This is a genomic window from Pseudomonas putida (assembly GCF_028682475.1).
GTDB classification, from domain to species: domain Bacteria; phylum Pseudomonadota; class Gammaproteobacteria; order Pseudomonadales; family Pseudomonadaceae; genus Aquipseudomonas; species Aquipseudomonas putida_AG.
Genome location: NZ_JANHLE010000002.1, coordinates 52901 through 76891, shown reverse-complemented (window position 1 = coordinate 76891; position 23991 = coordinate 52901). Strand labels below are relative to the sequence as shown.

24 protein-coding genes and 1 riboswitch are annotated in these 23991 nt (G+C 63.1%); of the genes, 7 read left to right on the top strand and 17 right to left on the bottom strand.

Translation table 11 applies throughout. The features are described 5' to 3' along the window. The first annotated feature begins 6 nt into the window (after positions 1-6). Positions 7-3480 carry a hybrid sensor histidine kinase/response regulator gene (locus NPS47_RS02435; protein WP_274293531.1) on the top strand — a complete coding sequence of 1158 codons (3474 nt, stop codon included), beginning with the start codon at positions 7-9 and terminating at the stop codon, positions 3478-3480. Here NPS47_RS02435 and rmuC read toward each other — a convergent pair. Together rmuC and NPS47_RS02425 are read right to left on the bottom strand one after the other, a co-directional pair. Then, positions 3452-4840 carry a DNA recombination protein RmuC gene (gene rmuC / locus NPS47_RS02430; protein WP_274293715.1) on the bottom strand — a complete coding sequence of 463 codons (1389 nt, stop codon included), beginning with the start codon at positions 4838-4840 and terminating at the stop codon, positions 3452-3454. The two genes, NPS47_RS02435 and rmuC, sit on opposite strands and share 29 nt — an antisense overlap. Before the next feature lie 179 nt (positions 4841-5019). Then, positions 5020-5448 carry a tetratricopeptide repeat protein gene (locus tag NPS47_RS02425; RefSeq protein WP_157191551.1) on the bottom strand — a complete coding sequence of 143 codons (429 nt, stop codon included), beginning with the start codon at positions 5446-5448 and terminating at the stop codon, positions 5020-5022. A gap of 956 nt (positions 5449-6404) precedes the next feature. Here NPS47_RS02425 and NPS47_RS02420 point away from each other — a divergent pair. The 3 genes from NPS47_RS02420 to NPS47_RS02410 all read left to right on the top strand — a co-directional run bounded on the left by NPS47_RS02420 (position 6405) and on the right by NPS47_RS02410 (position 8887). After that, positions 6405-6629, top strand: coding sequence for a hypothetical protein (locus NPS47_RS02420; protein WP_274293530.1), 225 nt, complete (start codon positions 6405-6407; stop codon positions 6627-6629). Between the two features lie 345 nt (positions 6630-6974). Further along, positions 6975-7457: a hypothetical protein gene (locus NPS47_RS02415; protein WP_274293529.1), complete on the top strand. Its 483-nt coding sequence runs from the start codon at positions 6975-6977 to the stop codon at positions 7455-7457. Between the two features lie 146 nt (positions 7458-7603). Further along, a complete protein-coding gene (locus NPS47_RS02410) occupies positions 7604-8887 on the top strand; it encodes an OmpP1/FadL family transporter (protein WP_274293528.1) in 1284 nt (427 codons plus the stop codon). A 40-nt stretch (positions 8888-8927) separates the two neighbouring features. On the opposite strand, the gene NPS47_RS02405 is transcribed toward NPS47_RS02410, so the two are convergent. Continuing rightward, positions 8928-9863, bottom strand: a complete 936-nt coding sequence (locus NPS47_RS02405) for a LysR family transcriptional regulator (RefSeq protein ID WP_274293527.1) — start codon at positions 9861-9863, stop codon at positions 8928-8930. Positions 9864-9979: 116 nt separating this feature from the next. On the opposite strand from NPS47_RS02405, the gene NPS47_RS02400 reads away from it, so the two are divergent. Further along, positions 9980-10243: a DUF2798 domain-containing protein gene (locus tag NPS47_RS02400; protein ID WP_274293526.1), complete on the top strand. Its 264-nt coding sequence runs from the start codon at positions 9980-9982 to the stop codon at positions 10241-10243. Between the two features lie 9 nt (positions 10244-10252). Here NPS47_RS02400 and NPS47_RS02395 read toward each other — a convergent pair whose 3' ends face one another. The 14 genes from NPS47_RS02395 to cobO form a co-directional block, all read right to left on the bottom strand. Beyond that, entirely contained in the window at positions 10253-10810 is a 558-nt protein-coding gene (locus NPS47_RS02395) for a glutathione peroxidase (RefSeq protein WP_274293525.1), read from the bottom strand. 43 nt (positions 10811-10853) lie between these two features. Further along, complete coding sequence (locus tag NPS47_RS02390) at positions 10854-10976, bottom strand: hypothetical protein (RefSeq protein WP_274293524.1); 123 nt, start codon at positions 10974-10976, stop codon at positions 10854-10856. Continuing rightward, the gene (locus tag NPS47_RS02385; protein WP_274293523.1) at positions 10973-12175 is read right to left on the bottom strand and encodes an MFS transporter; all 1203 of its coding nucleotides are present in this window, start codon (positions 12173-12175) and stop codon (positions 10973-10975) included. Before NPS47_RS02385 ends, NPS47_RS02390 begins: the two co-directional genes overlap by 4 nt. A gap of 64 nt (positions 12176-12239) precedes the next feature. After that, positions 12240-12644 (bottom strand): MarR family winged helix-turn-helix transcriptional regulator, encoded by a 405-nt coding sequence (locus NPS47_RS02380; protein WP_274293522.1) that lies wholly within the window; start codon positions 12642-12644, stop codon positions 12240-12242. A 64-nt stretch (positions 12645-12708) separates the two neighbouring features. Next, on the bottom strand, positions 12709-13437 hold the full coding sequence (locus NPS47_RS02375; RefSeq protein WP_274293521.1) for an adenosylcobinamide-GDP ribazoletransferase: 729 nt from the start codon (positions 13435-13437) through the stop codon (positions 12709-12711). A 1-nt stretch (position 13438) separates the two neighbouring features. After that, positions 13439-14008: an alpha-ribazole phosphatase family protein gene (gene cobC, locus NPS47_RS02370; RefSeq protein ID WP_274293520.1), complete on the bottom strand. Its 570-nt coding sequence runs from the start codon at positions 14006-14008 to the stop codon at positions 13439-13441. Continuing rightward, positions 14005-15060, bottom strand: a complete 1056-nt coding sequence (cobT, locus tag NPS47_RS02365; RefSeq protein WP_274293519.1) for a nicotinate-nucleotide--dimethylbenzimidazole phosphoribosyltransferase — start codon at positions 15058-15060, stop codon at positions 14005-14007. Before cobT ends, cobC begins: the two co-directional genes overlap by 4 nt. Beyond that, positions 15057-15578, bottom strand: coding sequence for a bifunctional adenosylcobinamide kinase/adenosylcobinamide-phosphate guanylyltransferase (cobU, locus tag NPS47_RS02360; protein WP_038608153.1), 522 nt, complete (start codon positions 15576-15578; stop codon positions 15057-15059). The genes cobT and cobU overlap by 4 nt, the downstream gene beginning before the upstream one ends. A 1-nt stretch (position 15579) precedes the next feature. Beyond that, positions 15580-17034: a cobyric acid synthase gene (locus tag NPS47_RS02355; RefSeq protein WP_274293518.1), complete on the bottom strand. Its 1455-nt coding sequence runs from the start codon at positions 17032-17034 to the stop codon at positions 15580-15582. After that, positions 17031-18023 (bottom strand): threonine-phosphate decarboxylase CobD, encoded by a 993-nt coding sequence (gene cobD, locus NPS47_RS02350; RefSeq protein ID WP_274293517.1) that lies wholly within the window; start codon positions 18021-18023, stop codon positions 17031-17033. The genes NPS47_RS02355 and cobD overlap by 4 nt, the downstream gene beginning before the upstream one ends. Next, positions 18016-18924 (bottom strand): adenosylcobinamide-phosphate synthase CbiB, encoded by a 909-nt coding sequence (gene cbiB, locus NPS47_RS02345; protein WP_274293516.1) that lies wholly within the window; start codon positions 18922-18924, stop codon positions 18016-18018. Before cbiB ends, cobD begins: the two co-directional genes overlap by 8 nt. Further along, a complete protein-coding gene (bluB, locus tag NPS47_RS02340; RefSeq protein ID WP_274293515.1) occupies positions 18924-19571 on the bottom strand; it encodes a 5,6-dimethylbenzimidazole synthase in 648 nt (215 codons plus the stop codon). The genes cbiB and bluB overlap by 1 nt, the downstream gene beginning before the upstream one ends. Next, positions 19568-20863 carry a cobyrinate a,c-diamide synthase gene (locus NPS47_RS02335; RefSeq protein WP_274293514.1) on the bottom strand — a complete coding sequence of 432 codons (1296 nt, stop codon included), beginning with the start codon at positions 20861-20863 and terminating at the stop codon, positions 19568-19570. The genes bluB and NPS47_RS02335 overlap by 4 nt, the downstream gene beginning before the upstream one ends. Continuing rightward, a complete protein-coding gene (cobO, locus tag NPS47_RS02330) occupies positions 20860-21471 on the bottom strand; it encodes a cob(I)yrinic acid a,c-diamide adenosyltransferase (protein WP_191832860.1) in 612 nt (203 codons plus the stop codon). Before cobO ends, NPS47_RS02335 begins: the two co-directional genes overlap by 4 nt. A 165-nt stretch (positions 21472-21636) precedes the next feature. Further along, a riboswitch (cobalamin riboswitch) is annotated at positions 21637-21861 on the bottom strand. 148 nt (positions 21862-22009) lie between these two features. On the opposite strand from cobO, the gene NPS47_RS02325 reads away from it, so the two are divergent. Together NPS47_RS02325 and NPS47_RS02320 are read left to right on the top strand one after the other, a co-directional pair. Then, positions 22010-22588 (top strand): hypothetical protein, encoded by a 579-nt coding sequence (locus tag NPS47_RS02325; RefSeq protein WP_274293513.1) that lies wholly within the window; start codon positions 22010-22012, stop codon positions 22586-22588. 68 nt (positions 22589-22656) lie between these two features. Next, positions 22657-23973: a PQQ-dependent sugar dehydrogenase gene (locus tag NPS47_RS02320; RefSeq protein WP_274293512.1), complete on the top strand. Its 1317-nt coding sequence runs from the start codon at positions 22657-22659 to the stop codon at positions 23971-23973. The last annotated feature ends 18 nt before the right edge of the window (positions 23974-23991 follow it).

The following is a 23991-nucleotide window of genomic DNA, read 5'->3' as shown; positions in this document are numbered from 1 at the left end:
GTAGTCATGTCGCTGTCCAGTGGGCTGATCGCCGCGGTCGCCCTGGCCTATATGGCCATCATGTTCGCTATCGCATTCTATGGCGACCGCCGCAAAACGCCGCTGCCACCGCGCCTGCGTGCCTGGGTGTACAGCCTGTCGCTGGCGGTGTACTGCACCAGCTGGACCTTCTTCGGCGCCGTCGGTCAGGCGGCCGAACAACTCTGGGCGTTCCTGCCGATCTACCTCGGCCCGGTGCTGTTGCTGCTGTTCGCGCCCTGGGTGCTGCAGAAGATGGTGCTGATCAGCAAACAGGAAAACATCACCTCGATTGCCGACTTCATCGCCGCCCGCTACGGCAAGTCCCAGTCGCTGGCAGTGGTGGTGGCGCTGATCTGCCTGGTCGGTGTCCTGCCTTATATCGCCTTGCAGCTCAAAGGCATCGTGCTCGGCGTCAACCTGCTGATCGGCGCCAGTGCCGACGCCACCGGCAGCCGCGTGCAGGACACCGCGCTGGTGGTGTCGCTGGTGCTGGCATTGTTCTCCATCGTTTTCGGTACCCGCAGCCTGGATGTGACCGAACACCACCGCGGCATGGTTCTGGCGATTGCCTTCGAGTCGCTGGTCAAACTCCTGGCGTTTCTGGCCGTCGGCGCCTTCGTCACCTTCGGCCTGTTCAACGGTTTCGACGACCTGTTCAGCAAGGCACAACTGGCCCCGCGCCTGGAAGGCTTCTGGAACGAGACCATCAATTGGCCGTCGATGGTGGTGCAGACCGGGGTGGCGATGATGGCGATCATCTGCCTGCCACGGCAGTTCCATGTCACCGTGGTCGAGAACATCGAACCGCAGGACCTGCGCCTGGCACGCTGGGTGTTCCCGACCTACCTGATTCTCGCCGCGCTGTTCGTGGTCCCCATCGCCCTGGCCGGGCAGATGCTGCTGCCCGGAGTGATGCCCGACTCTTATGTCATCAGCCTGCCCCTGGCCGAAGCCCATCCGGCCCTGGCCCTGCTGGCCTTCATCGGCGGCGCCTCGGCAGCCACCGGCATGGTGATCGTCGAAGCCGTGGCGCTATCGACCATGGTCTCCAACGACATGCTGCTGCCCTGGTTGTTACGGCGCAATAACGCCGAGCGACCGTTCGAAGTGTTCCGCCACTGGATGCTCTCGGTACGCCGGGTGACCATTGTGGTGATCATGCTGCTGGCCTATGTCAGCTACCGCCTGCTGGGCTCCACCGCCAGCCTCGCCACCATCGGCCAGATCGCATTTGCCGCCGTGACCCAGTTGACCCCGGCCATGCTCGGCGCGCTGTACTGGAAGCAGGCCAACCGCCGTGGCGTGTTCGCCGGCCTCGCCGCCGGGGTGTTCCTGTGGTTCTACACCCTGGTCCTGCCGATTGCCGCGCATAGCGTGGGCTGGCCACTGGAGCTGTTCCCCGGCCTTGCCTGGCTGCATGGCAACCCGTTGAACCTGCCGATCACGCCGCTGACCCAAGGTGTGGTGTTGTCGCTGGCCGGCAACTTCACCTTGTTCGCCTGGGTGTCGATCCTTTCCCGCACGCGGGTTTCCGAACACTGGCAGGCCGGGCGCTTCATCGGCCAGCAGACCAGTGCCCGACCCAACAGCCGCTCGCTGCTGGCGGTACAGATCGACGACCTGCTCAAGCTCGCGGCGCGCTTTGTCGGTGAAGAACGTGCGCGGCAAAGCTTCATCCGCTTCGCCTACCGCCAGGGCAAGGGCTTCAACCCCAACCAGAACGCCGACGGCGACTGGATCGAGCACACCGAACGCCTGCTCGCCGGTGTGCTTGGCACCTCCTCGACCCGCGCCGTGGTCAAAGCCGCCATCGAAGGCCGCGACATGCAGCTTGAGGACGTGGTGCGCATCGCCGACGAAGCCTCGGAAGTACTGCAGTTCAACCGCGCCCTGTTGCAAGGTGCGATCGAGAACATCAGCCAGGGCATCAGCGTGGTCGACCAGAACCTGCACCTGGTGGCCTGGAACCGTCGTTACCTGGAACTGTTCAACTACCCCGACGGCCTGATCAGCGTCGGTCGGCCGATTGCCGACATCATCCGCTACAACGCCGAACGCGGGCTGTGCGGCCCCGGCGAAGCCCAGGTGCATGTGGCCCGCCGCCTGCACTGGATGCGCCAGGGCCGCGCGCACACCTCCGAACGACTGTTCCCCAACGGCCGGGTCATCGAGCTGATCGGCAACCCGATGCCGGGCGGCGGTTTCGTCATGAGCTTCACCGACATCACCCCGTTCCGCGAAGCCGAGCAGGCGCTCAAGGATGCCAACGAAGGCCTTGAACAGCGGGTCGCCGAACGGACCCAGGAGCTGTCGCAACTGAACCAGGCACTGACCGAAGCGAAAAGCCACGCCGAAGCCGCCAACCAGTCCAAGACCCGCTTTCTGGCGGCGGTCAGCCATGACCTGATGCAACCGCTGAACGCTGCCCGGCTGTTCTCTGCCGCCCTCTCCCACCAGGGCGACGGGCTCTCGGCAGACGCCCAGCAACTGGTCCAGCACATGGACAGCTCACTGCGTTCAGCCGAGGAACTGATCAGCGACCTGCTCGATATCTCGCGCCTGGAAAACGGCAAGATCACCCCCGATCCGAAACCCTTTGCCCTCAACGAGCTGTTCGACACCCTCGGTGCCGAGTTCAAGGTACTGGCCCAGCAACAGGGCCTGGATTTCCGCCTGCGCGGCAGCCGCCTGCGGGTGCACAGCGACATGAAGCTGCTGCGGCGGATCCTGCAGAACTTCCTGACCAACGCCTTCCGTTACGGCAAGAGCCCGATCCTCCTAGGGGTACGCCGCAACGGTGGCAAGCTGTGGCTGGAGGTCTGGGACCGCGGCCCGGGCATTGCCGACGACAAACTGCAAGTGATCTTCGAAGAGTTCAAACGTCTGGACAGCCACCAGACCCGCGCCGAAAAAGGCCTGGGCCTGGGCCTGGCGATCGCCGACGGCCTGTGCCGGGTACTCGGCCATTCCCTGGAAGTGCGCTCCTGGCCCGGTAAAGGCAGCGTATTCCGGGTCAGCGTGCCACTGGCCACGACACCGGCTGTGGCCGTCGTCACCCCGGCCGAGCAAGCCGGGCAGCCACTGGCGGGGATGCAGGTGCTGTGCGTCGACAACGAAGACAGCATTCTGGTCGGTATGAACAGCCTGCTCAGCCGCTGGGGTTGCCAGGTCTGGACGGCGCGCAACCGTGAGGAGTGCGATGCCCTGTTGAACAAGGGGATGCGTCCGCACCTGGCCTTGGTCGACTTCCACCTGGACGATGGCGAAACCGGTACCGAACTGATGGCCTGGCTACGCACGCGCCTGGGCGAGCCGGTACCTGGCGTGGTGATCAGTGCCGATGGACGCAGCGAAACGGTCGGCCAGGTGCATGCCGCCGGTCTCGACTACCTGGCCAAGCCGGTCAAGCCGGCGGCCTTGCGCGCCCTGCTCAATCGGCATCTGAGCCTGGTCCAGTAAGGGCGCTGGCGGCCAGTGGGTCGCCTTCGCTCATGGCCCGCTCCAGCAAGTCGGCCGGCAGGCTTTTGCTGGCGCGGGCACCGAGCAACTTGAGCTGTTCGCTGCGGCTGATCAGGTTGCCGCGGCCTTCACAGAGTTTGTTGCGCGCGGCGCTGTAGGCTTTATCCACCTGTTGCAGGCGATTGCCCAGTTCGTCCAGGTCCTGGATGAACAACACGAACTTGTCGTACAGCCAGCCGGCACGTTCGGCGATTTCCCGGGCATTCTGGCTCTGGCGCTCCTGCTTCCACAGGCTGTCGATCACCCTCAGGGTGGCCAGCAAGGTGGTTGGGCTGACGATGACGATCTGCCGGTCGAAGGCTTCCTGGAACAGGTTCGGCTCGGCTTGCAGCGCTGCAGAGAACGCCGCCTCAATCGGCACGAAGAGCAGGACGAAATCGAGGCTGTGCAAGCCTTCCAGGCGGTTGTAATCCTTGCCCGACAAGCCTTTGACGTGATTGCGCAACGACAGCACATGCTGCTTGAGCGCCGCCTGGGCAATCTCGCTGTCGTCGGCAGCAACGTACTGCTGATAGGCGGTCAGGCTGACCTTGGAGTCGACCACCACCTGCTTGTCACCCGGCAACATGATCAGCACGTCCGGCTGGAAGCGTTCGCCGTCAGCACTTTTGAGGCTGACCTGGGTCTGGTACTCGCGGCCCTTTTCCAGCCCGGCGTGCTCGAGCACCCGTTCCAGAATCAGTTCGCCCCAGTTACCCTGGGTCTTCTGGCCCTTGAGCGCCTGGGTCAGGTTGGTGGCCTCATCGCTCAGGCGCAGGTTGAGTTGCTGCAGGCGCTCCAGCTCCTTGGCCAGGGAAAAGCGCTCGCGGGCCTCCTGCTGATAGCTGTCTTCAACACGCTTCTCGAACGCCTGGATGCGCTCTTTTAGAGGGTCGAGCAATTGCCCCAGATGTTGCTGGCTGGTCTGTGCGAAGCGTTGCTCACGTTCATCGAAGATCCTGGTCGCCATTTCCGCGAACTGGGCACGCAGCTCGTCACGCGAGCCCTGCAGGTCGTCCAGACGCTGCTGATGGCTTTCCTGCTGTTCACGCAATTCCGCGCTCAGGGCCGCGCTGTGGGCGTCCAGACGGCGCAATTCAGCCTCACGGGCACTGCGTTCGATCTGCCAGGCATGGGCGGCATCACGGGCGTTGTCGCGGTCGATCTGCAGCAACTCCAGCTCACGGGCCTGCGCCGCCAGCGTGGCCTGCTTGGCAGCGTTGGCCTGACTCAGGTCGCTGATTTCGTCGCGACTGGCGTCGAGCTGGGCGAGCAAGCCTTCCTGAGCCATCTGCGCACTGCCCAGGCGCTCCTCGAGCAAAGCCGTTTGCGCCTCACGCGCGGCCTGGCGCCGTTGCTGGGCAAACACCCAGCCCAGGCACGGCACTGCGGCCACCATGATACCCAGCACGATGCTGGTCAGATCCAACGCCATTACCACCCGAACACCCCCAGCTGAAATCAACGGCTGAGCTTATCAGCCTTGCCGCTGTACTGCAGTCAAGCGTCTGGCAGTTGCTTGAGCAAGCGCCGGGCTTCCTGAGAGCCCTGCGACGCCGCCAGCTCCAGCCAGTAGCGGGCCTGTTCGGGCTCATTGATCTGCGCCTGGGCGCACAAGCGGCCGTATTCGAGCTGCGCACGCCGGTCCCCGGCACGCGCGGCCTGACGCAGCAGATCATGACCAATGCGCCGGTCGCGGGCGTTGCCGCAATCACGGCAGAGCATCTGCCCCAGACGACTTTGCGCGACCACCACGCCTTGACGCGCCGGTTGCTTGAGCAAGCGCCCGGCAAAATGCTTGACGTTGGGGTTATCACCCAGGCGCGGATTGTCGAGCAGCCACAAAGCGACCTTCAAAGTGAAGCGCTGGGGCTCTGGCAAGGGCGGTGGAGCGGAAGAAATAGCGGGGATTCTGGCGCGAAACTTCATAACCAACAGCGAAGGCAACTCGAGAGGCGCGCCACTCTACTCCATTTTTCTGCCAATGGCCCGAGCCCTTTGGATACTTTTTTCAAAATATTTCTGTGTTTATTTGTTGACGCTGGACGGGGACTTTTCTTCTGACAGAAGTTCACGCTCTGATTGTCAGACACATCGGAAAAAGCTAGCACGCCCGTCCTAGAGCAAGCGCTCGGGACAATCCACAGAAGCTGTGGATAACTCGGTGGACAACCCCCTCCAAGACCCCGCAAACCCCCATGAAATGGGGCTTTGGCTCAAACTGTCGATTTTTTCACCAGCTAAAATAAGTGTTTTTTTTCATTGACTTAAGCCCACGGTCAAGTCATTGGCGGGGGCATCAGGTGCTGTTGCAGCGCTGTAACATCGATTGCGCCAAGTGTGTACAACCGCCCCAAAGAAAGGCAGTTCGCTGCACGAATTTGGCACGTTCCCTGCCTCTTCCTCATGAAAGCGGGTCTTCACAGGAGGTAAAAAACGCGAGATACTGGTCGGCTCCGCTGCTGAAAAGCCACTCACCCTTGCCAAGACCCGGCCATTGCTGTAGTCTTGCGGCCGTTAGTACCAAGCTGAAAGTCAATTCTGGCCAAAGCAGTCCTTACAGTACCCTGCCCACCTTGGAGCAGCGCCTGTTGAAACAAGGACCGGCCCACTTGATGGTTCCCAGGTAAATCACTTCTTACTCTGACCGAACCAACCTGCAGATTGATCAGGATCTTCACCCCGTGGCATAGAACCTCGACCCGGTGTGTTGCCTGCCCTCTGACGTACCTACCAGTCAGCCCCAGCGCCACATGATAAATGCGCCCAAAACTGGCTGCCCTGTTCCAGTCAGGTTCTTCGCCCAGACTAAATCCCGGCGTTACTGGAACGTTTTAAGTGTGCACGGATCGAAACCGTGTCTATTGCAGGAACATCTAATAACTATGACTCACTCTATCCATACTCAGGCTGCGATTCGCACCCTTTCCCAGGCATTTGCCCCATTGAACTGCTTGATCCTGGCGTCGCGCAAAGGCGGCTTCAGCTTCACCCTGGTCAACGAGCACGGCATTGCCCGTCACAGCGAGCGTCTGTACCCCGAGCAGTACAGCCAGTCCGCACCGCTGCAAGCGGTCATCGAGCGCACCCGTCAGGCCCTGGTAGCCTGATCCCGCCTCGCTGCAACAGCTCAAGCCCCGCCCTCTCGCGGGGCTTTTTTATGCGCGCCACCCCGGTAGGAGCGGGCTAGCCCCGCGATTGCGGACTGTCTGCCACATCGCCTCGCGGGGCAAGCCCGCTCCCACAGCAAGCCCCTCTCCAGCATCCAGCCCTAATCACCTCACGGCATATGATTTATAACCAAAAGCCGCAAATGTTTTAAAAACAGACCTTTACACCGCGAATATGACACTACACTTCAACTCAAGCGGCACAGGCCGCTTCCGGCGGACCTGACCGACTCTCCAGCTGCCAAGCTCCAGCGTCCGCCGGTCAAATTCAAGTTCGAGGGCATTATGGGTATCGCCGCGAGCGAGTTGAGCCAGTTTGTCATTCGCCCGACTCTGATCTACCTGGACCGCCACAGCGCAACTGCCGAAGCCTTGTTACTAGGCGTTGCCGCCAGCCAGTCTGCCCTCGGTTCTGCCCTGCATGATCGCCGCGGCCACGGCCTCTACCGCATCGGCGAATTACGCCACCAAAGCATCTGGGACCAGTTTCTGGCCCGCGACCCCGAACTGGCCAGCCTGGTCCGCGGCCTGGCCAGCCAGCACGCCTTTCTCAGCGGCCCACACCTGGAACTGACGGTAAACCTGCGCTACGCCACGGCCATCGCCTGGATGCTGATCGAAGAACAAGCCCCCAAACTCCCCGCTGCCGACGATCTACTCGGCCTGGCGCGCATCTGGCGCCAGACTTTCCAACCCCAGGGACGCTTGCGCGACTTCACCTGCGCCTGGCAAACCTGCATCGCGCCTGTGACTCTTGAAGCCTGCTGACAGTCACTGAACTCCATAATCGGAAAACTCCTACCAATCTGGTCGGATTGTCCTACAAAACCGCTCTATCTCCTGCGATACAGCCTATAGCGCTGCGGGCGAAATGTTGGTAGTTTTCGCCCCGGAGATCCCAAGGAGTTCTAATAATGAAAAAAGTAATGCTCAAAACCTCTCTCAGCCTCGCCGTCACTCTCGCCTCGACTCAACTGTTCGCCAGCGGCTTTGCCCTCAACGAACAAAGCATCAGTGGCATGGGTACAGGTTTCGCGGGTCGTTCTTCCTCTGCCGATGATGCCAGCACCGTATACGGCAACCCTGCCGGTATGTCGCGTCTGAAACGCGAGCAAGTCACCGCTGGCGCCGCAGTCATTTTTGCCAAAACCGACATCAAGGACGGTCGCGGCACCTTTGGCGGCAGCAATGATGGCGACATGGTTCCAACCGTCGGCGTGCCAATGGGCTTCTACGTCAAGCCAATCGATGAGCACTGGGCTTTCGGTATCGGCATGTACGCACCGTTCGGCCTGGTCACCGACTATGAAAGCGGCTTTGCCGGCCGTTACTTCGGTAGCAACAGCGAAGTTCAGGTCATCACCCTGCAGCCGACCATCAGTTATGCCTTCAACGACAAGGTTTCGATCGGTTTCGGCCCGACCATCAACCGCATCGACGGCACCCTGGAATCCGCTGCGCTGAACCGCGCCACGCCGGGCCGCAATGACGGCAAAGTGAAGATCTCCGGTGACGATACCGCCATCGGTTACAACATCGGTATTCTGGTACAGGCCACCGACAGCACCCGCGTCGGCCTGACCTACCACTCGATGGTCGATTACAAGCTCGAAGGCGACACCAAAATTTCCGGCTCGGGCTTCGGTCCGTTCAGCGGCAGCAAGTTCGACGCTTCGCTGAAGATCAAGACCCCGGAATCGGTCGACTTCTCGGTTACCCACGAACTGGATGCCAACTGGACCCTGTATGCCGGTAGCACCTGGACGCGCTGGAGCCGCCTGGAAGCCATCACCGTCAACAACGATGGTGTCCCAGCTCCGCTGAACCCTGCACTTGGCCAGATCAGCGAAGAGCAGAACTGGCATGACACCTGGGCCCACGCCATCGGCGCGGCCTACAAGGTGAACAAGGAATGGACCCTGCGCGCCGGCCTCAGTGTCGACCAGGCGCCGACCAACAACGCCAACCGCTCGCCACGCATCCCGACTGGCGACCGCAAGGCAATCAGCCTCGGTGCTGGCTGGAGCCCGAACGATGACATGACCATCGACGTGGCCTACTCCTACCTGATGGAAGAAGACGTCAAGGTCAATCAGCGCACCTCGCTGAGCGACCCGGCTCACTTCAAAGGTTCCTACAGCGGCAAGTATGAAAACAGCGCTCACGGTCTCGGTGCTTCCCTCACCTACCGTTTCTGATTTCATCCTGTTGTAAAAAAACCGCCTTCGGGCGGTTTTTTCATGCTTGCTCGCCAGCCGGCCAGGTACTGCCCAGACACGCCTGCAGATAGTCCATGAACACCCGCACCTTGGGCGTCATGGCAAAACGGTCAGCCACGCACAGATAGACATCCATTGGCTCGGCCTGGGCATAGACCTGGGCAGGCTGTGAGTATTCGAACAGCGCCACCAGCTGCCCGCGCTCGATATAGGGCCGGGCGACGAATTCAGCCAGACGTGCGATGCCGCCATGATTGACGGCCATCTGGGCCAGCACATCGATATCGTCGCTGATCAACACATCAGCAAACTCGGCATCAAAGCGCAGGCCGTCGCGCACAAACCCCCAGCGCAGAAAGCGCCCGTCCACCGGATAGCGAAACACCAGGCAACGATGCTGCTTGAGCTGCTCCGGTGCACCTGGCCAGCCGGCCTGAGCCAGATACTCCGGTGAGGCACAGCAAATGAACGGCACCCGGGCAATGCGCCGCGCCAGCAGGCCGTGGTCCAGCTGTGGCTTGATACGGATACTGACGTCGACACCTTCCTGGCGATGATTGACGCGCCCATCACTCGTAACCAGTTCAATCGAAAGCTGCGGATAGCGGGCGCTGAACGCCGGAATCAATGGCGCCAGCACATGACGAGCGAATGCCGAAGACGAGGCGATACACAAACGCCCCTTGGGCTCGCAGTCAGGCGTCGTGACCGCCAGGTGCGCCTGTTCGAGGTCACGTTCAATGTGTTTGACCTTCTCGTAGTAAAGCGTGCCACTGGGGGTCAAGGCCATGCTACGCGTGGTCCGCGACAACAGCCGGACCTCCAGGTGCGCTTCCAGCCGCGCAATGTTCTGGCTGACTGCCGCCGCACTCAAACCCAGGGTTCTGGCGCCACCGGCAATGCTGCCCGCTTCGACAACCTTGATGAAGCTCTTGATCGAGCCGAGCAGATTCATGCGGATCAGTCCTGGATTCGTAAGATTCTCTTTATAAAGACCTAAGCCGCAGCCGTCTACCTGAGCCGCTGTCGCGCTTGCTAGGCTATACCCTCCACACCTGATAAGAAGTCCGCATGACAACCCGCAATGCCACCCCTCGCCGCCGCAAACTTGGCGCTCGTGCCACCCCTTACGTGTTCGCCTTCTATATGTCAGCGATCATGGCCATGCTGATGTGCTTCGTGATCACTGCCGCCACCGTCGGCATCGATGCGCACTACCTGAGCAACGTGCTCAAGGCCTATCAGCTGGCCATGCCGGTCGCGTTTACCTGCGTGCTGGTCGTACGCCCGATCGTGCTCAAGCTGGTGGCCTGGACCGTTCACCCCAGCCTCTGAAACCGCACGTTACGGCTGCGAAGCGATGGCCTTCTCGATAGCCGCCGTGAACTCGGGATCGTCCGGCTTGGTCAGGCTGGAGAAACTGGCGACCACCTTGCCCTTGCGATCGACCACGTACTTGTAGAAATTCCACTTCGGTGCGCTGCTCTGCTCGGCCAGCTCCTTGAACAACGGTGTCGCATCGCTGCCACGCACCGGCTGCGGCTTGGTCATGGTGAAGGTGACGCCATAGTTGGCGTAGCAGACCTTGGCGGTCTTCTCGGTGTCGGCGTCTTCCTGCTTGAAGTCGTTGGACGGCACACCGAGCATTTCCAGGCCTTGTCCGTGATAGGTCTTGTAGACGCTTTCAAGCCCCTCGAACTGCGGGGCGAAGCCGCAGTAGCTGGCGGTGTTGACCACCACCAGCGGCTTACCGGCAAAACGTTCGCACAGGTCGACCTGCTCCTTGCCGCGCAGTTCCGGCAGGCTGCCCTGCTTTTCAAGCAGCGCCGGACAGTCTGCGGCCTGCGCTGACGCCGCAGCCATCAGGGTGAACAGTGGAACCAAGATCCAGCGTGTACGCATCATCGTCTCTCCTTTGAGCCCGCCTATAGCCTGCAGAATACGCTTAGCACACGCCCATGCCCAACTGCATCAATGCCAGACCACCTTCATGCCAGCCCCACCAGATCAAGGCCAGCAGCAGTAACGCGAGCAGGGCCAGGAGCCCGCGCAGGGCAAAGCGGCTCATGCCGCTTGCGCCTGCAGGCGCGCCACAGGGCGTTCACGCACCGGCCAGTTGAGCGCCGCTGCCAACAGACTGAGCAGGATCGAGATCTGCCAGACCAGGTCGTAATTACCGGTCTGGTCGTACACCACGCCACCCAGCCAGCCACCGAGGAACGCCCCCAGCTGGTGGAACAGGAAGACAATACCGCCGAGCATCGACAGGTTGCGCACACCGAACAGGGTCGCCACCGTGCCATTGGTCAGCGGCACCGTCGACAGCCACAACAGGCCCATGGCAATGCCGAACAGGTAGGCACTGAACTGGGTGACCGGCGCCCACAGGAACAGCACGATCACCACTGCGCGCAACAGATACAGCGCGGTCAGCAAGCGTGGCTTGGACATCCGCCCGCCCAGCCAGCCGGCGGTGTAGGTACCGACGATATTGAACAGGCCCACCAGCGCCAGCACCGTGGTGCCAATGGTTGCCGGCAAATGCTGGTCGACCAGGTAGGCCGGCAGGTGCACGCCGATGAACACCACCTGGAAGCCACAGACGAAAAAGCCCAGCGCCAGCAACCAGAAACCGGAGTGCGAGCAGGCCTCACGCAGCGCCTGGCCCAAGCTCTGCTCGACACCCTGGCTGGGCAGCGGACGGTCCTTCAACAAGCCCACCAGCGGCACGATGAACGCCACCAGCAGACCCAGCACCAGCAACGCTGCCGACCAGCCCAGCCAGCCGATCAGGCCGAGCGTACCCGGGAGCATGGCGAACTGGCCGAAGGAACCTGCGGCGCTGGCAATACCCATGGCCATGCTGCGTTTTTCTGCCGGTACGGCACGACCGACCACGCCAAGAATCACCGAGAACGAGGTGCCGGAAAGACCGATACCGATCAGCAGGCCAGCGCTCAAGGACAGGGTCATTGCCGAATCCGACATCCCCATCAGCACCAGACCTACGGCATAGAGGATACCGCCGACCATCACCACTTTCGCCGCACCAAGGCGGTCGGCCAGGGCCCCGGCGAACGGCTGAGCCAGGCCCCAGATCAGGTTCTGCAGGGCGATGGCGAAGGCGAACACTTCACGCCCCCAGCCAAACTCCGCACTCATCGGCGCCAGGAACAGGCCGAAGCCATGCCGCACACCCAGCGAGAGCGCGAGGATCAACGCCGCTCCCAGGAGAATCCAACCACTGGTCCGCCATACCGATGTCATTATTGTTTTCTCCATCGCGCCGCAAGGCTATACGGGTATATACCCGCTTTAGGTCAAGAAAGGCTCAAGCCAGTATCTCTAACAGACGTACCAGTTCATCACGCTGCCCTTCACCGAGGGTATCGATCAGGCTGGCCTGGGCTTTTTCCCAGGCAGGTTCAGCCACTCGCAAACGCTCGTGGCCCTGCTCGGTGAGCAGCACCAGGCGATTGCGCAGGTCGCGACCTTCGGCCAGCGCCACCAACCCTTCGGCTTCCAGCACCCGCAGGTTGCGCCCCAGGGTACTGCGATCCAGGCCCATGGCTTCGGCCAGGGTCGAGATACTCGGCTGGTCGAGGCGACGCAAATGCCGCAACAAGGAAAACTGCGCGACGTTGATCCCGAAGCCTTCAAGGGCCTCGTCATAGTGCCGGCTGACCCCACGGGCAGCACGACGCAGATGGGTGCAGATGCATTCACTGGTCAACATGGATACGTGTATATACCCGCATAATCTTCGGTGCAAGCATTTCCTGGCAAGATGGCGCTGGAGACTACAGCGCCAGACTGAGTAAAACCGCCAACTCCAGCAATTCCAATAGCGCGCCGGCAGTGTCACCGGTGGTTCCCGCCAATCGACGAATCATCAGTCGACGAATAAAGAAAAAAACTACACCCGCAACAGCCAGAGCGTACAGACCGTGCAGCCCCGCCAGACATAAGCACAGGACGCAACTGGCAAGCAGCACCCATGCCCCGCTACGCCTTGGCACATGATCGGCCAAGGCCTGCCCCAGTCCCCCGGCCCGCACATAGGGCGTGGACAGAAACAGCCCGAGCAACGCCGCCCGACCCAGCAACGGCGCCAGTATCAACAACAGGCCCTGGCCACGCTCCACCAGCACCAGTAAGGCGCAGAACTTGAGCAGCAGCACCAGCACCAGCGTCACCACGGCAATCGGCCCGCTGCGCGGGTCTTTCATGATTTCCAGGGTGCGCTCACGGTCACCGAAGCCGCCCAGCCAGGCATCGGCACTGTCAGCCAGACCATCCAGGTGCAAGCCGCCACTGAGTAGAACCCAGGCGCAGAGCAACAAGGCCGCGTGCAGCAGCAACGGGCTGCCGTCGAGTAAAGCATTCAACCCCCACAGCAGCACGCCAAACAGCAGCCCCACCAGCGGATAAAACAGCAGAGAGCGGCCCAACTGCTCAGGTGTCGGCATCCCCGGCAAACGCACCGGCAGGCTGCTGAGAAACTGCAAGGCAATCCAGAACGCGAGCATCTCAGGAAACTTCCCGCAGACTGCCGTCGGCGTGCACTTCAAGGCGGCACAAGGCGCCATGAGCGACTTCGACCTGCAGTAACTGTTCACGCGGCAAGCCCCTGGCCCGTGCCAGCAACAGGCGCATCACGCCACCATGGGTGACCAGCAACAGGTGCTTGCCTGCATGTGCCCGGTGCAACTCGGCAATGGCGGCCAGCACGCGCTGGGAGAAGGCGGTCACCGGTTCACCGCCAGGCGGGGTGAACGCATAGGGATCGGCCCAGAACTGGCCTAATTGCTGCTCATGGGTGAGCATCAGGTCAGCGGCGCTGCGCCCTTCCCACTCGCCAAAATGCAGCTCCTGCAACCCGGGCGCCAACTGCACCGGTAGATGCATTTGCTCACCCAGCACCTGGGCAAAGCGGGCGCAGCGCTGCAAGGGTGAGCTGACCAGCACCTGCCAGGGCCCGGCTGCGTCCACTGCGGTCTGCATCTGCGCCCAGCCCTTGGCGGTCAGCGCATCGTCGAGGCTACCGCGCAAGCCGCCGCCCAGCTCGGTTTCACCATGGCGCAGCAAGTCGATAATCATGCCGGACGGTCCGCCACCGCGGCTTCGGCGAAAGTCGCCATCTGCCCGTGCAGGTCGCAAGCCAGACGCAACACCGGGACGGCCAGCGCCGCACCACTGCCCTCGCCCAGACGCAAACCGAGCTCCAGCACCGGTTCAGCATCCAGTTCGGCGAGCACTCGCCGGTGTCCGGGTTCGGCGCCGCAGTGACCAAACAGCAGCCAGTCACGGCAGCCCGGATTGATCCGCACCGCGACCAACGCGGCAACGCTGCAGATAAAGCCATCGATCAGTACCGCGATCCCGGCCTGAGCGCAGCCCAGATAGGCCCCGACCAAAGCGGCGATTTCAAAGCCACCGAAGCACAACAGCTGCTGCAACGGATCCTCCGCAAGGCCCTTGTGGAGCGCCAAGGCGCGCTCGATCACCTCGGCCTTGTGACGAACGCCCGCAGCATCCAGACCGGTACCGGGACCGCTGAGCTCAACTGCCGGGCAACCGAGCAAGGCGCAGGCCAAGGCACTGGCTGCGGTGGTATTGCCGATGCCCATCTCGCCGCCAATGAACAGCTGGGCATCGCTGGCCGCCGCACGCAAGGCACTCTCACGACCCCCTTGCAGCGCTTGCATGCCCTGCTCCCAGGTCATTGCCGGGGACTTGGCAAAATTCGCCGTACCCGGCCCTACCCGCAGGTGACGCACACCCGGCAGACTCAACTGCAGGTCGATGGTACCCAGGTCCACCACCTCCAGCTGGGCACCGAGCTGACGCGCCAGCACACTGATCGCCGCACCACCGCCGACAAAGTTCTGCAGCATCTGCGCGGTCACCGCCTGGGGATAGGCGGAAATACCTTCGGCAACCACCCCGTGATCGCCCGCGAAGATGGCGATGTTCACCTGGTCCAGGCGTGGCTTGAGCTGCCCCTGCAAACCGGCAAGTTGTACCGCAATCAGCTCCAGCCGCCCCAGCGAGCCGGCCGGCTTGGTCAATTGCTGTTGACGCGCCAGGGCCTGGTCGCAGGCAGCCTGGTCAACGGCGCGGCAGGCATCAAGCCACCAGTTCTGACTCATGGTGCGGTTCCTTTCAGGGTAAGAGGCAGGCCAGCGACGGTCAGTACCACCCGCTGGCAACGTTCGGCAATAGCCTGATGCAGCCAGCCGGCTTCATCGACATAGCGGCGGGTCAGCTCGCCCAGCGGCACTACGCCAAGGCCGCTCTCGTTGCTGACCAAAATGATTTCGCCCGGCAACCCGGCCAGACAATCGAGCAGCGCCGTGCGCTCGGCCTGCAGACGCTCCGGGTCGTCCAGCATCAGCAGGTTGGTCAGCCACAGGGTCAGGCAGTCGACCAACAGGCAGCGCTCGGCGCTGGCGTTGGCACGCAGGACATCGGCCAGGGCCAGCGGCTCTTCGATCAGCCCCCAACTGGAAGGCCGGCGCTCACGGTGCAGTTGCACCCGCGCATTCATTTCACCATCCAGCGGTTCGCTGGTGGCGATGTAGGTGACCGGCAAGCCGCTGCGCTCGGCCAGTTGTTCAGCCAGGCGGCTTTTGCCGGAACGGGCACCACCGAGGATCAGGTTGAGCATGTCAGTTCAGTCCGCACAGTTGGCGTAGGCAGGGGGTATCCAGGTGCTGCTCGACCAGGTCGGCGAGGCGCTCGATGTCGCGTTCGCGCAGTGCCTGGTAATCGACCTGTTCCACTTCATGCAAACCGGCCCAGCGCAGCAATGCCGCGCACGATTGCGGGCTTTCGAACAGACCGTGCAGGTAGGTCGCGAGGATCTGCCCGTCGGCACTGATGGCACCGTCGCTGCGACCGTCCGCCAGCTGCACGGCAGGCCGCTCCAGCGCCGAGCCCTGGGTCACCCCGGCATGGATCTCATAGCCGCTGATCGGCGCCTGCTCCAGCTGCAAGGTACCGGCGACGTTGCGCAGCTGCTTGTGCGCTTCCAGCACGGTGACGAAATCGAGCAAGCCCAGGCCATCGCTGCTGCCAGCCGCCCCTTCCAGCCCCAGCGGGTCTTCCACCCGTTGGCCAAGCATCTGCAGACCGCCACAGATGCCAAGGACCTTGCCGCCGTAACGCAGATGCCGGGTAATGGCCTGATCCCAGCCTCGGGCGCGCAACTGCGCCAGATCACCGCGCACGCTCTTGGAGCCCGGCAGGATGATCAGGTCCGCAGGCGGAATCGGATCGCCGGGGCCGATGAACTGCAGGTCGACTTGCGGGTGCAGGCGCAGCGGGTCGAAATCGGTGTGGTTGCTGATGCGCGGCAGCACCGGCACGATCACTTTGAGTGCGCGCGCGGTCTTGTCGGACTGACGCTGATCGATGCCGTCCTCGGCTTCCAGGTGCAGGTCCATCACATACGGCAACACGCCCAGCACCGGCTTGCCGGTGCGCTCCTCGAGCCAGTCCAGGCCCGGCTGCAGCAACGCGATATCGCCGCGAAAACGGTTGATGACGAAACCTTTGACTCGCGCCTGCTCGCTTGGCGACAGCAGTTCCAGGGTACCGACCAGATGGGCAAACACCCCGCCGCGGTTAATGTCGGCGATCAGGATCACCGGGCAGTCCACCGCTTCGGCAAAGCCCATATTGGCGATATCGCCGGCACGCAGGTTGATCTCCGCAGGCGAACCGGCGCCTTCGACCATCACCACCGGGTACTGGGCACTCAAGCGCTGGTGAGATTCCAGCACCGCCTGCATGGCGATGACCTTGTAGTCGTGATACGCCACCGCGTTCATGCTGGTGACCGCACGCCCGTGGACAATGACTTGCGCGCCAGTGTCGCTATTGGGCTTGAGCAGCACCGGGTTCATGTCGGTGTGCGGCGCCAGCCCGGCGGCCTGGGCCTGGACGGCCTGAGCCCGGCCGATCTCACCACCGTCGGCGGTCACGGCACTGTTGAGCGCCATGTTCTGCGGTTTGAACGGCACCACCGCCACGCCCTGGCGCAACAACCAGCGGCACAGTGCGGTCACCAGGGTGCTCTTGCCGGCATCGGAAGTGGTGCCCTGCACCATCAGGGTACTCATGGCTGTTCCTTGCAGTAGTCGTTGAATGCCTGTTGCAGGCGCTGAAAGTCCTGCTCGGTGGCCGGCAAGCCGAAGCGCAGGCTGACAGGCTGGTTGAACAGGCGCAGCAAAATGCCGCGCCGGGCCATGAATTCATACAGCAGCACAGCCTGGTCGGTGACCAGGTACTGGAACAGATCGCAGCCGCCAGTTGGCGCAAAGCCTGCGCTGCTGAGCAAGCCTGCCAGGCGCTGGCTAGCGGCTGAGCAGCGCGCGATCTGGTGCTCATGCGCAGCGCTGTCGAGCAGGCAGGCCTGACCGAGAATCCGCGTTGGCCCGCTGACGGTCCAGGGGCCCAGCAGTTCGGCCAGGCGTTGCAGCAAGGCAGGTTCAGCCAGGACAAAACCCAGACGCACACCGGCCAGACCGAAGAACTTGCCGAACGAGCGCAACACGATCAGCCCCGGGCGCTGTGCCTGGGCGCCGATGCTGTGCTGCGGGGTGTTGTCCATGAAAGCTTCATCGACCAGCAACCAGCCACCGCGCGAAGCCAGGCGGGCATGCCAGGCGAGCAACTGCTCGGCGCTGAGCAGACAGCCGGTGGGGTTGTTCGGGTTGACCACCACCAGCACATCAAGACTGTCGAGCAGCTCATCCACTTGCTCGCCGTGCAGTTCAAGCACCTGGTGCCCGGCGCGCCGCCAGCCCTCGGCGTGCTCGGCATAACAAGGCGACAGCACGCCGACCGTGCCGCGCGCGCGCAGGTGTGGCAAGGCCTGGATCGCCGCCTGCGAGCCAGCCACCGGCAGCACCTGCTGAACGCGGTAGTACTCGGCTGCAGCCTGCTCCAGGCCATCGTCGGTTTCCGGCAAACGTGCCCAGGCGCGCAGCGGGATGTCTGGAATGGCATAGGGCCAAGGCGCAATGCCACTGGACAGGTCCAGCCACTGCTCCCGGGCAATACCGTAGTGCTGCACTGCGCGCTGCAGGCGCCCACCGTGCTCAAGCATAGAATTCAGCTCCCAGACACAACAGCAGCAACCACAACCATACGCCCTGGCACACCAGGCGCCAGCCACGCTCGATCGACTCGGCATCCGCCACCGGGCCTTCGCCCAGTTGCGCGCGTTCGTGCAGCTCACCGTGATAGACCGCCGGGCCGCCCAGCTCCACAGCCAGCGCACCGGCGCCTGCGGCCATCACCGGACCGGCATTGGGGCTGTCCCACAGCGGCGCCTGACGGCGCCAGCACTTGAGCGCCAGACGGGTCTTGCCGAGCAGCGCGTAGGTCAGTGCCACCAGCCGTGCGGGGATGTAGTTGAGCAGATCATCGATACGCGCAGCGGCCCAGCCGAAACGCTCGAAACGTTCATTGCGATAGCCCCACATGGCATCCAGGGTGTTGCTCAGACGATAGAGCACCACACCCGGCGCGCCCGCCACGACAAACCAGAACAGTGCGGCGAACACCGCATCACTGCCGTTTTCCAGCACCGACTCGGTGGCTGCGCGCGCCACGGCGGTTTCGTCCAGTTCGCGGGTTTCGCGGCTGACCAGAAAGCCGACGCGACGGCGCGCCTCATCCAGGTCACCACGGCGCAAGGCGTCGGCCACCGGGGTCACGTGCTCACCCAAACTGCGCAGGCCCAAGGCGCAATACAAGGCCAGCACTTCCACTAACCAGCCGATGTAGGGTAGCCAGGACAGCAAGGTGACCAACAGGGTCAGGGGAATCACTGCCAGGAACCAGGCCGTCACGCCATGACTGCGCCAACCACGGCCAGCGGCGTTGAAACGCTGCTCCAGGCGCGTGGCCAGGCGGCCAAAGGCGACCAGTGGATGGCGGCGCTGGGGCTCACCCAACAACGCATCCAGCGCCACCCCGGCAACAGTCAGCAACGCCACACTCATCAAGACTCTCCCCACTGGTTTTCAAACAGCATGTCGCTCAAGGGTCGCGCCTTAGCCCAGCCTTCAAGGACCAGCATCGGCGCGGGATAGAAGGCCTGGACCGGGCCCAGGCAGAGAATCGCCAACGGCTTGGCACCGGCCGGCATCGCCAGCAAGTCGGCCAACGCCTGCGGCTCGAACAGCGATACCCAGCCCATGCCCAGGCCTTCGGCGCGCGCTGCCAGCCAGAGGTTCTGGATCGCACAGGACAACGAGGCGAGGTCCATCTCCGGCAAGGTGCGACGGCCGAAAATGTGCTTTTCGCGGTCATCCATCAAAGCCGCCACCAGCACTTCAGCGCAATCGCTGATGCCTTCAACCTTGAGCTTCATGAATTCGTCGGAGCGCTCACCCAATGCCTCAGCGGTGCGCACCCGCTCAGCTTCCACCAGGCCCTGGATGCGCTGGCGCAACTCGCGGTCGGTGATGCGGATAAAGCGCCACGGCTGCATCAGGCCAACGCTGGGCGCCTGATGCGCCGCTTCGAGCAGCCGCGCCAGCAACTCCGGCGCTACTTCGCCCTTGATGAAGTGGCGCATGTCGCGACGCTCGCCGATAGCCCGATAAACCGCCGCGCGCTCGGCGTCGGTGAAAGCCTGGTCGCTCATGGTGCCAACAGCGCCGCCGCCGCTTGCGGGTTGGAAGCAAAGTAGAAATGCACGTAGGACGCCGTCAGCCGGCCACAACGGTAGACCGCTTCAGCGCCACGCCCGCCGTTGGGGCTGTGCCCGCGGGCAATCGGCTCAAGCGCAGTGGTGGTCAGCGAGTGGTGATAGGTATGGCCGCGCAAGGTGCCTTCTGGCAGTTCCACCGCCTGCAAGGCCAGGGCTGCGAGGCGCTTTTGCATCACCGCTTCGCCTTCCAGCAAGCCAAGCAGCTCGGCACGCTCACCGGCGACATCGGTCAGGGTCTCAAGCAGGTAGAGCATGCCGCCACACTCGGCCAGCAAAGGCTTGCCTGCCTGATGATGGCTACGGATCGCGGTGAGCATCCCGGTGTTGGCAGCCAGCGCCTGATGGTGCAGTTCCGGGTAGCCACCCGGCAGGTAGAGGCTGTCCGCCTGCGGTAGCGATTGCTCATGCAGTGGCGAAAAGAATTTCAGCTCGGCACCCATGGCCCGCAGCAGGTCAAGGTTGGCGCCATAGGTGAAGGCAAAGGCCTCATCGCGCGCCACGGCGATGGTCACCCCATCAAGCAAGGGCTCGATAACCTCGGCAGTCGGCGCCGCGAACGCCACCGCCGGCGGCAAGGACGACTCACAACTGGCGCCGAGGGCTGCGGCTGCGGCGTCAAGACGAACGTCCAGGTCATTGAGTTCACTGGCCTGGACCAGGCCCAGATGCCGGCTCGGCAATTCAATCCCGGTTTCCCGTGACAGGCCGCCGTACCAGCGCAGTCCTTCGGTAAGGCTGCCCTCAAGCAACTGGGCGTGACGCAAGGTACCGACACGGTTGGCCAGTACCCCTGCAAACGGCAAGTCCGGCTGATAACGCGCCAGGCCCAGGGCCAGGGCGCCGAAGGTCTGGGCCATGGCAGTACCGTCGATCACCGCCAGCACCGGCACATTGAAATGGCGAGCCAGGTCGGCGCTCGACGGCGTACCGTCGAACAAGCCCATGACCCCTTCGATCAGGATCAGGTCCGCCTCCCCCGCCGCTTCCCACAGCAGCCGGCGGCTTTCCTGCTCGCCGACCATCCACAGGTCCAGCTGGTACACCGGCGCACCGCTGGCCCGTTCGAGGATCATCGGGTCAAGGAAGTCCGGGCCGCACTTGAACACCCGCACCTTACGCCCGAGGTTGCGGTGCAACCGCGCCAAGGCAGCGGTCACCGTAGTCTTGCCCTGGCCTGATGCCGGGGCGGCAATCAGCACCGCCGGGCAATGGCGCGTGTCACTCATAGTTCAACGCCCTTCTGGGCGCGGATGCCGGCCTGGAACGCGTGCTTGACCATCCCCATCTCGGTGACGGTGTCGGCCAGCTCGATCATTTCATCCTTGGCGCCACGACCGGTGACGATCACGTGCTGCATCGGCGGCCGCGCCTGTAGGTCGCTGAGCACCTGTTCCAGGTCAAGGTAGCCATGTTTGAGGGCAATGTTCAGCTCATCGAGCACCACGAAGGTGATCGTCGGGTCCTGCAGCAACTGGCGCGAAACGGCCCAGGCCGCTTCGGCGGCGGCGATGTCACGCTGGCGGTCCTGGGTTTCCCAGGTGAAGCCCTCGCCCATCACGTGATAGCGCACCTGCTCGGGGAAACGCCGGAAGAACAGTTCTTCACCGGTGCTGTTGCGGCCCTTGATGAACTGCACCACACCGCATTGCATACCGTGGCCCATGGCCCGGGCGAGCATGCCGAAGGCCGAGCTGCTCTTGCCCTTGCCATTGCCGCTGAGCACCAGCAGCAGGCCGCATTCGTTGGGGGCGTTGGCAATACGCTCGTCGATTACCGCCTTCTTGCGCTGCATACGGGCCAGGTGGCGTTCGTCACGCTCGGTGGATTCAGTCATCGAAGTCTCCGCAAACCACTGTCAGCCACTCTGCAACGAGCCTGGCAGCACAGGGCGGCACAGCGTTCGCGGCAACGAGAGGGCAACAGATCAATGGATAAGGCAGACGGAAAAACGCGCAGGGCTGCGGCACAAGCCGAAGAAACCGCGCATCACCCTCCGTGATGCCGTTGGCTGTTACAGGCCGGTCTCCGGGCTTGTGAGCGGGGCCATGAACACCCGGGGTCGCGCGCCTTCCCGGGTGCGATCACCCAGTGGCCATGCGCGGCCTTGACTCACCTACCGTTGCGGGGGCAGCGCCGGACTCGCACGCAGTTGCGCGCCCACCGGCTTCCCTGTTTCACCCTGCCAGACCGCAGCCTACAGAGCACCTGAAACAAGTCGCGAAGGTTAGAGGGTTGCACCCGGAGCGTCAATGAAAGGCGCAGCACTGGCCTGGATCAATGGCGCCTTTGTCATCTTGTGTAACCCTGACATCGGTGATATCAAATAGCCACAATCTGGCTGTCTCGATTACAACGATAAAGGAGAGAGCGGCATGCAAGGTCTGATCATCAATAACCCGCGCCTGGAATTCCTGCGCCCGGTGCTGGAGCGCTGGGTCGATTGTATTGACCGCCTCAACCAGACCCTGGGCGATGGCGAAGCCGCGTACTGGCATGGCGCTCAAGCCAACCTGAGCCTGCTCTCGGCCGCGGCCTGGCAAGCCGAGCTGGTGACCCTGCAACATCACCAGAGCAAGAAACAGCGCGACGAAGGTGAACGTGAAGGCCGCTGCGATCTGTATATCGCCAACCGTGAAGAGGCCGCGTACCTGCAGGGCAGCCAGCGCTGGCCACGCATCGCCCGCCTCGACCTGAGCAACGCCCTGCAGGAAACGGTCTTCGCTGCCCGCCAGGTGGCCGCGCCCAGCCAGCTCAAGGTCGCCGCGCTGTTCGCCAGCCCATGGAAAGCCGGGCAGCATGCCAGCCCCGAAGAGCTCCAGGACCTGGTGGACGACCTGCAGAAGCACAACGCCTGCGCCATCGCCTGGTACTTCCCCTACGCCTACCGCAAGCTGCACAACGAAGCCGGGCAGTACCATCCTGGGGTCGCCCTGTTGCTCAAGCAGGCCTGAACAAGGGAACCTCCCGCACGTTGATCGCCTCTACTTTCAACAGAGGCCAACGTTGCGAGGGGTACACCATGGACATGATCCGGACAGCCTTGCTGCTGACCCTGTCTGCCGGACTGATCGGCTGCGGCGAGACGGCCCGGCTGGAGGTCAGCAACGGCTTCGGTCCGTCGCCGCAGCTGCCCGAACCGAACAAGACGCTGATTCCCACCGTCAACATCGCTCCGGCCATTGGCTGGCCCCCGGGCGCCAAGCCTGTGGCTGCACCTGGCACCCAGGTGACGGCCTTCGCCGAAGGCCTGGATCACCCGCGCTGGCTCTATGTATTACCCAATGGCGATGTGCTGGTTGCTGAAACCAACGCCCCGCCCAAGCCCGAGGACGGCAAGGGCATTCGTGGCTGGGTGATGGGCAAAGTGATGAGCCGCGCCGGTGCCGGCGTGCCCAGCGCCAACCGCATCAGCCTGCTGCGCGACAGCGACCATGACGGCGTGGCTGAAACCCGCACAACCTTTATCGACAACCTCAATTCGCCGTTCGGCATGGCCCTGGTCGGCAATGATTTCTATGTGGCCGATACCGATCGTCTTCTGCGCTTTCACTACGAATCCGGGGCTACCGCGATCACCACGCCCGGCACCGTAGTGGTCGAGTTACCCGGCGGCCCGCTGAACCACCACTGGACCAAGAACGTCATCGCCAGCCGCGACGGCAAGAAGCTGTACGTCAGCGTCGGCTCCAACAGCAACGTTGGCGAGAACGGCATGGACCAGGAGAAAGGCCGTGCCGCGATCTGGGAAGTCGACCCTGCCAGCGGCCAGCAGCGCCTGTTTGCTACCGGGCTACGCAACCCCAATGGCATGGCCTGGGAGCCGCACTCCGGGCAGCTATGGACTGCAGTCAATGAGCGGGACGAGATCGGTAGCGACCTGGTGCCCGACTACATCACCTCGGTCAAGGACGGTGGTTTCTATGGCTGGCCCTACAGTTACTATGGCCTGCACGTCGATCAACGGGTCAGCCCGCAGGACCCGCAGCGGGTCGCCTCGGCGATTTCGCCCGACTACGCCGTCGGACCGCATACCGCCTCACTGGGCCTGACCTTTGCTGAACCCGGTGTATTGCCGCCGCCTTTTGAGCAAGGCGTGTTCATTGGTCAGCATGGCTCTTGGAACCGTAAACCGCACAGTGGCTACAAGGTGATATTCGTGCCCTTCAGTACTGCCGGTAAACCGGCTGGCAAGCCGATTGATGTGCTGACTGGTTTTCTCAGTGACGAGGGCAAGGCCATGGGGCGGCCGGTGGGGGTGATCAATGACCAGCGTGGCGGGTTGCTGGTGGCCGATGATGTCGGCAACACGATCTGGCGGGTGAGTAAGGCCCGGTAAGCGCTTCGCGGGGCAAGC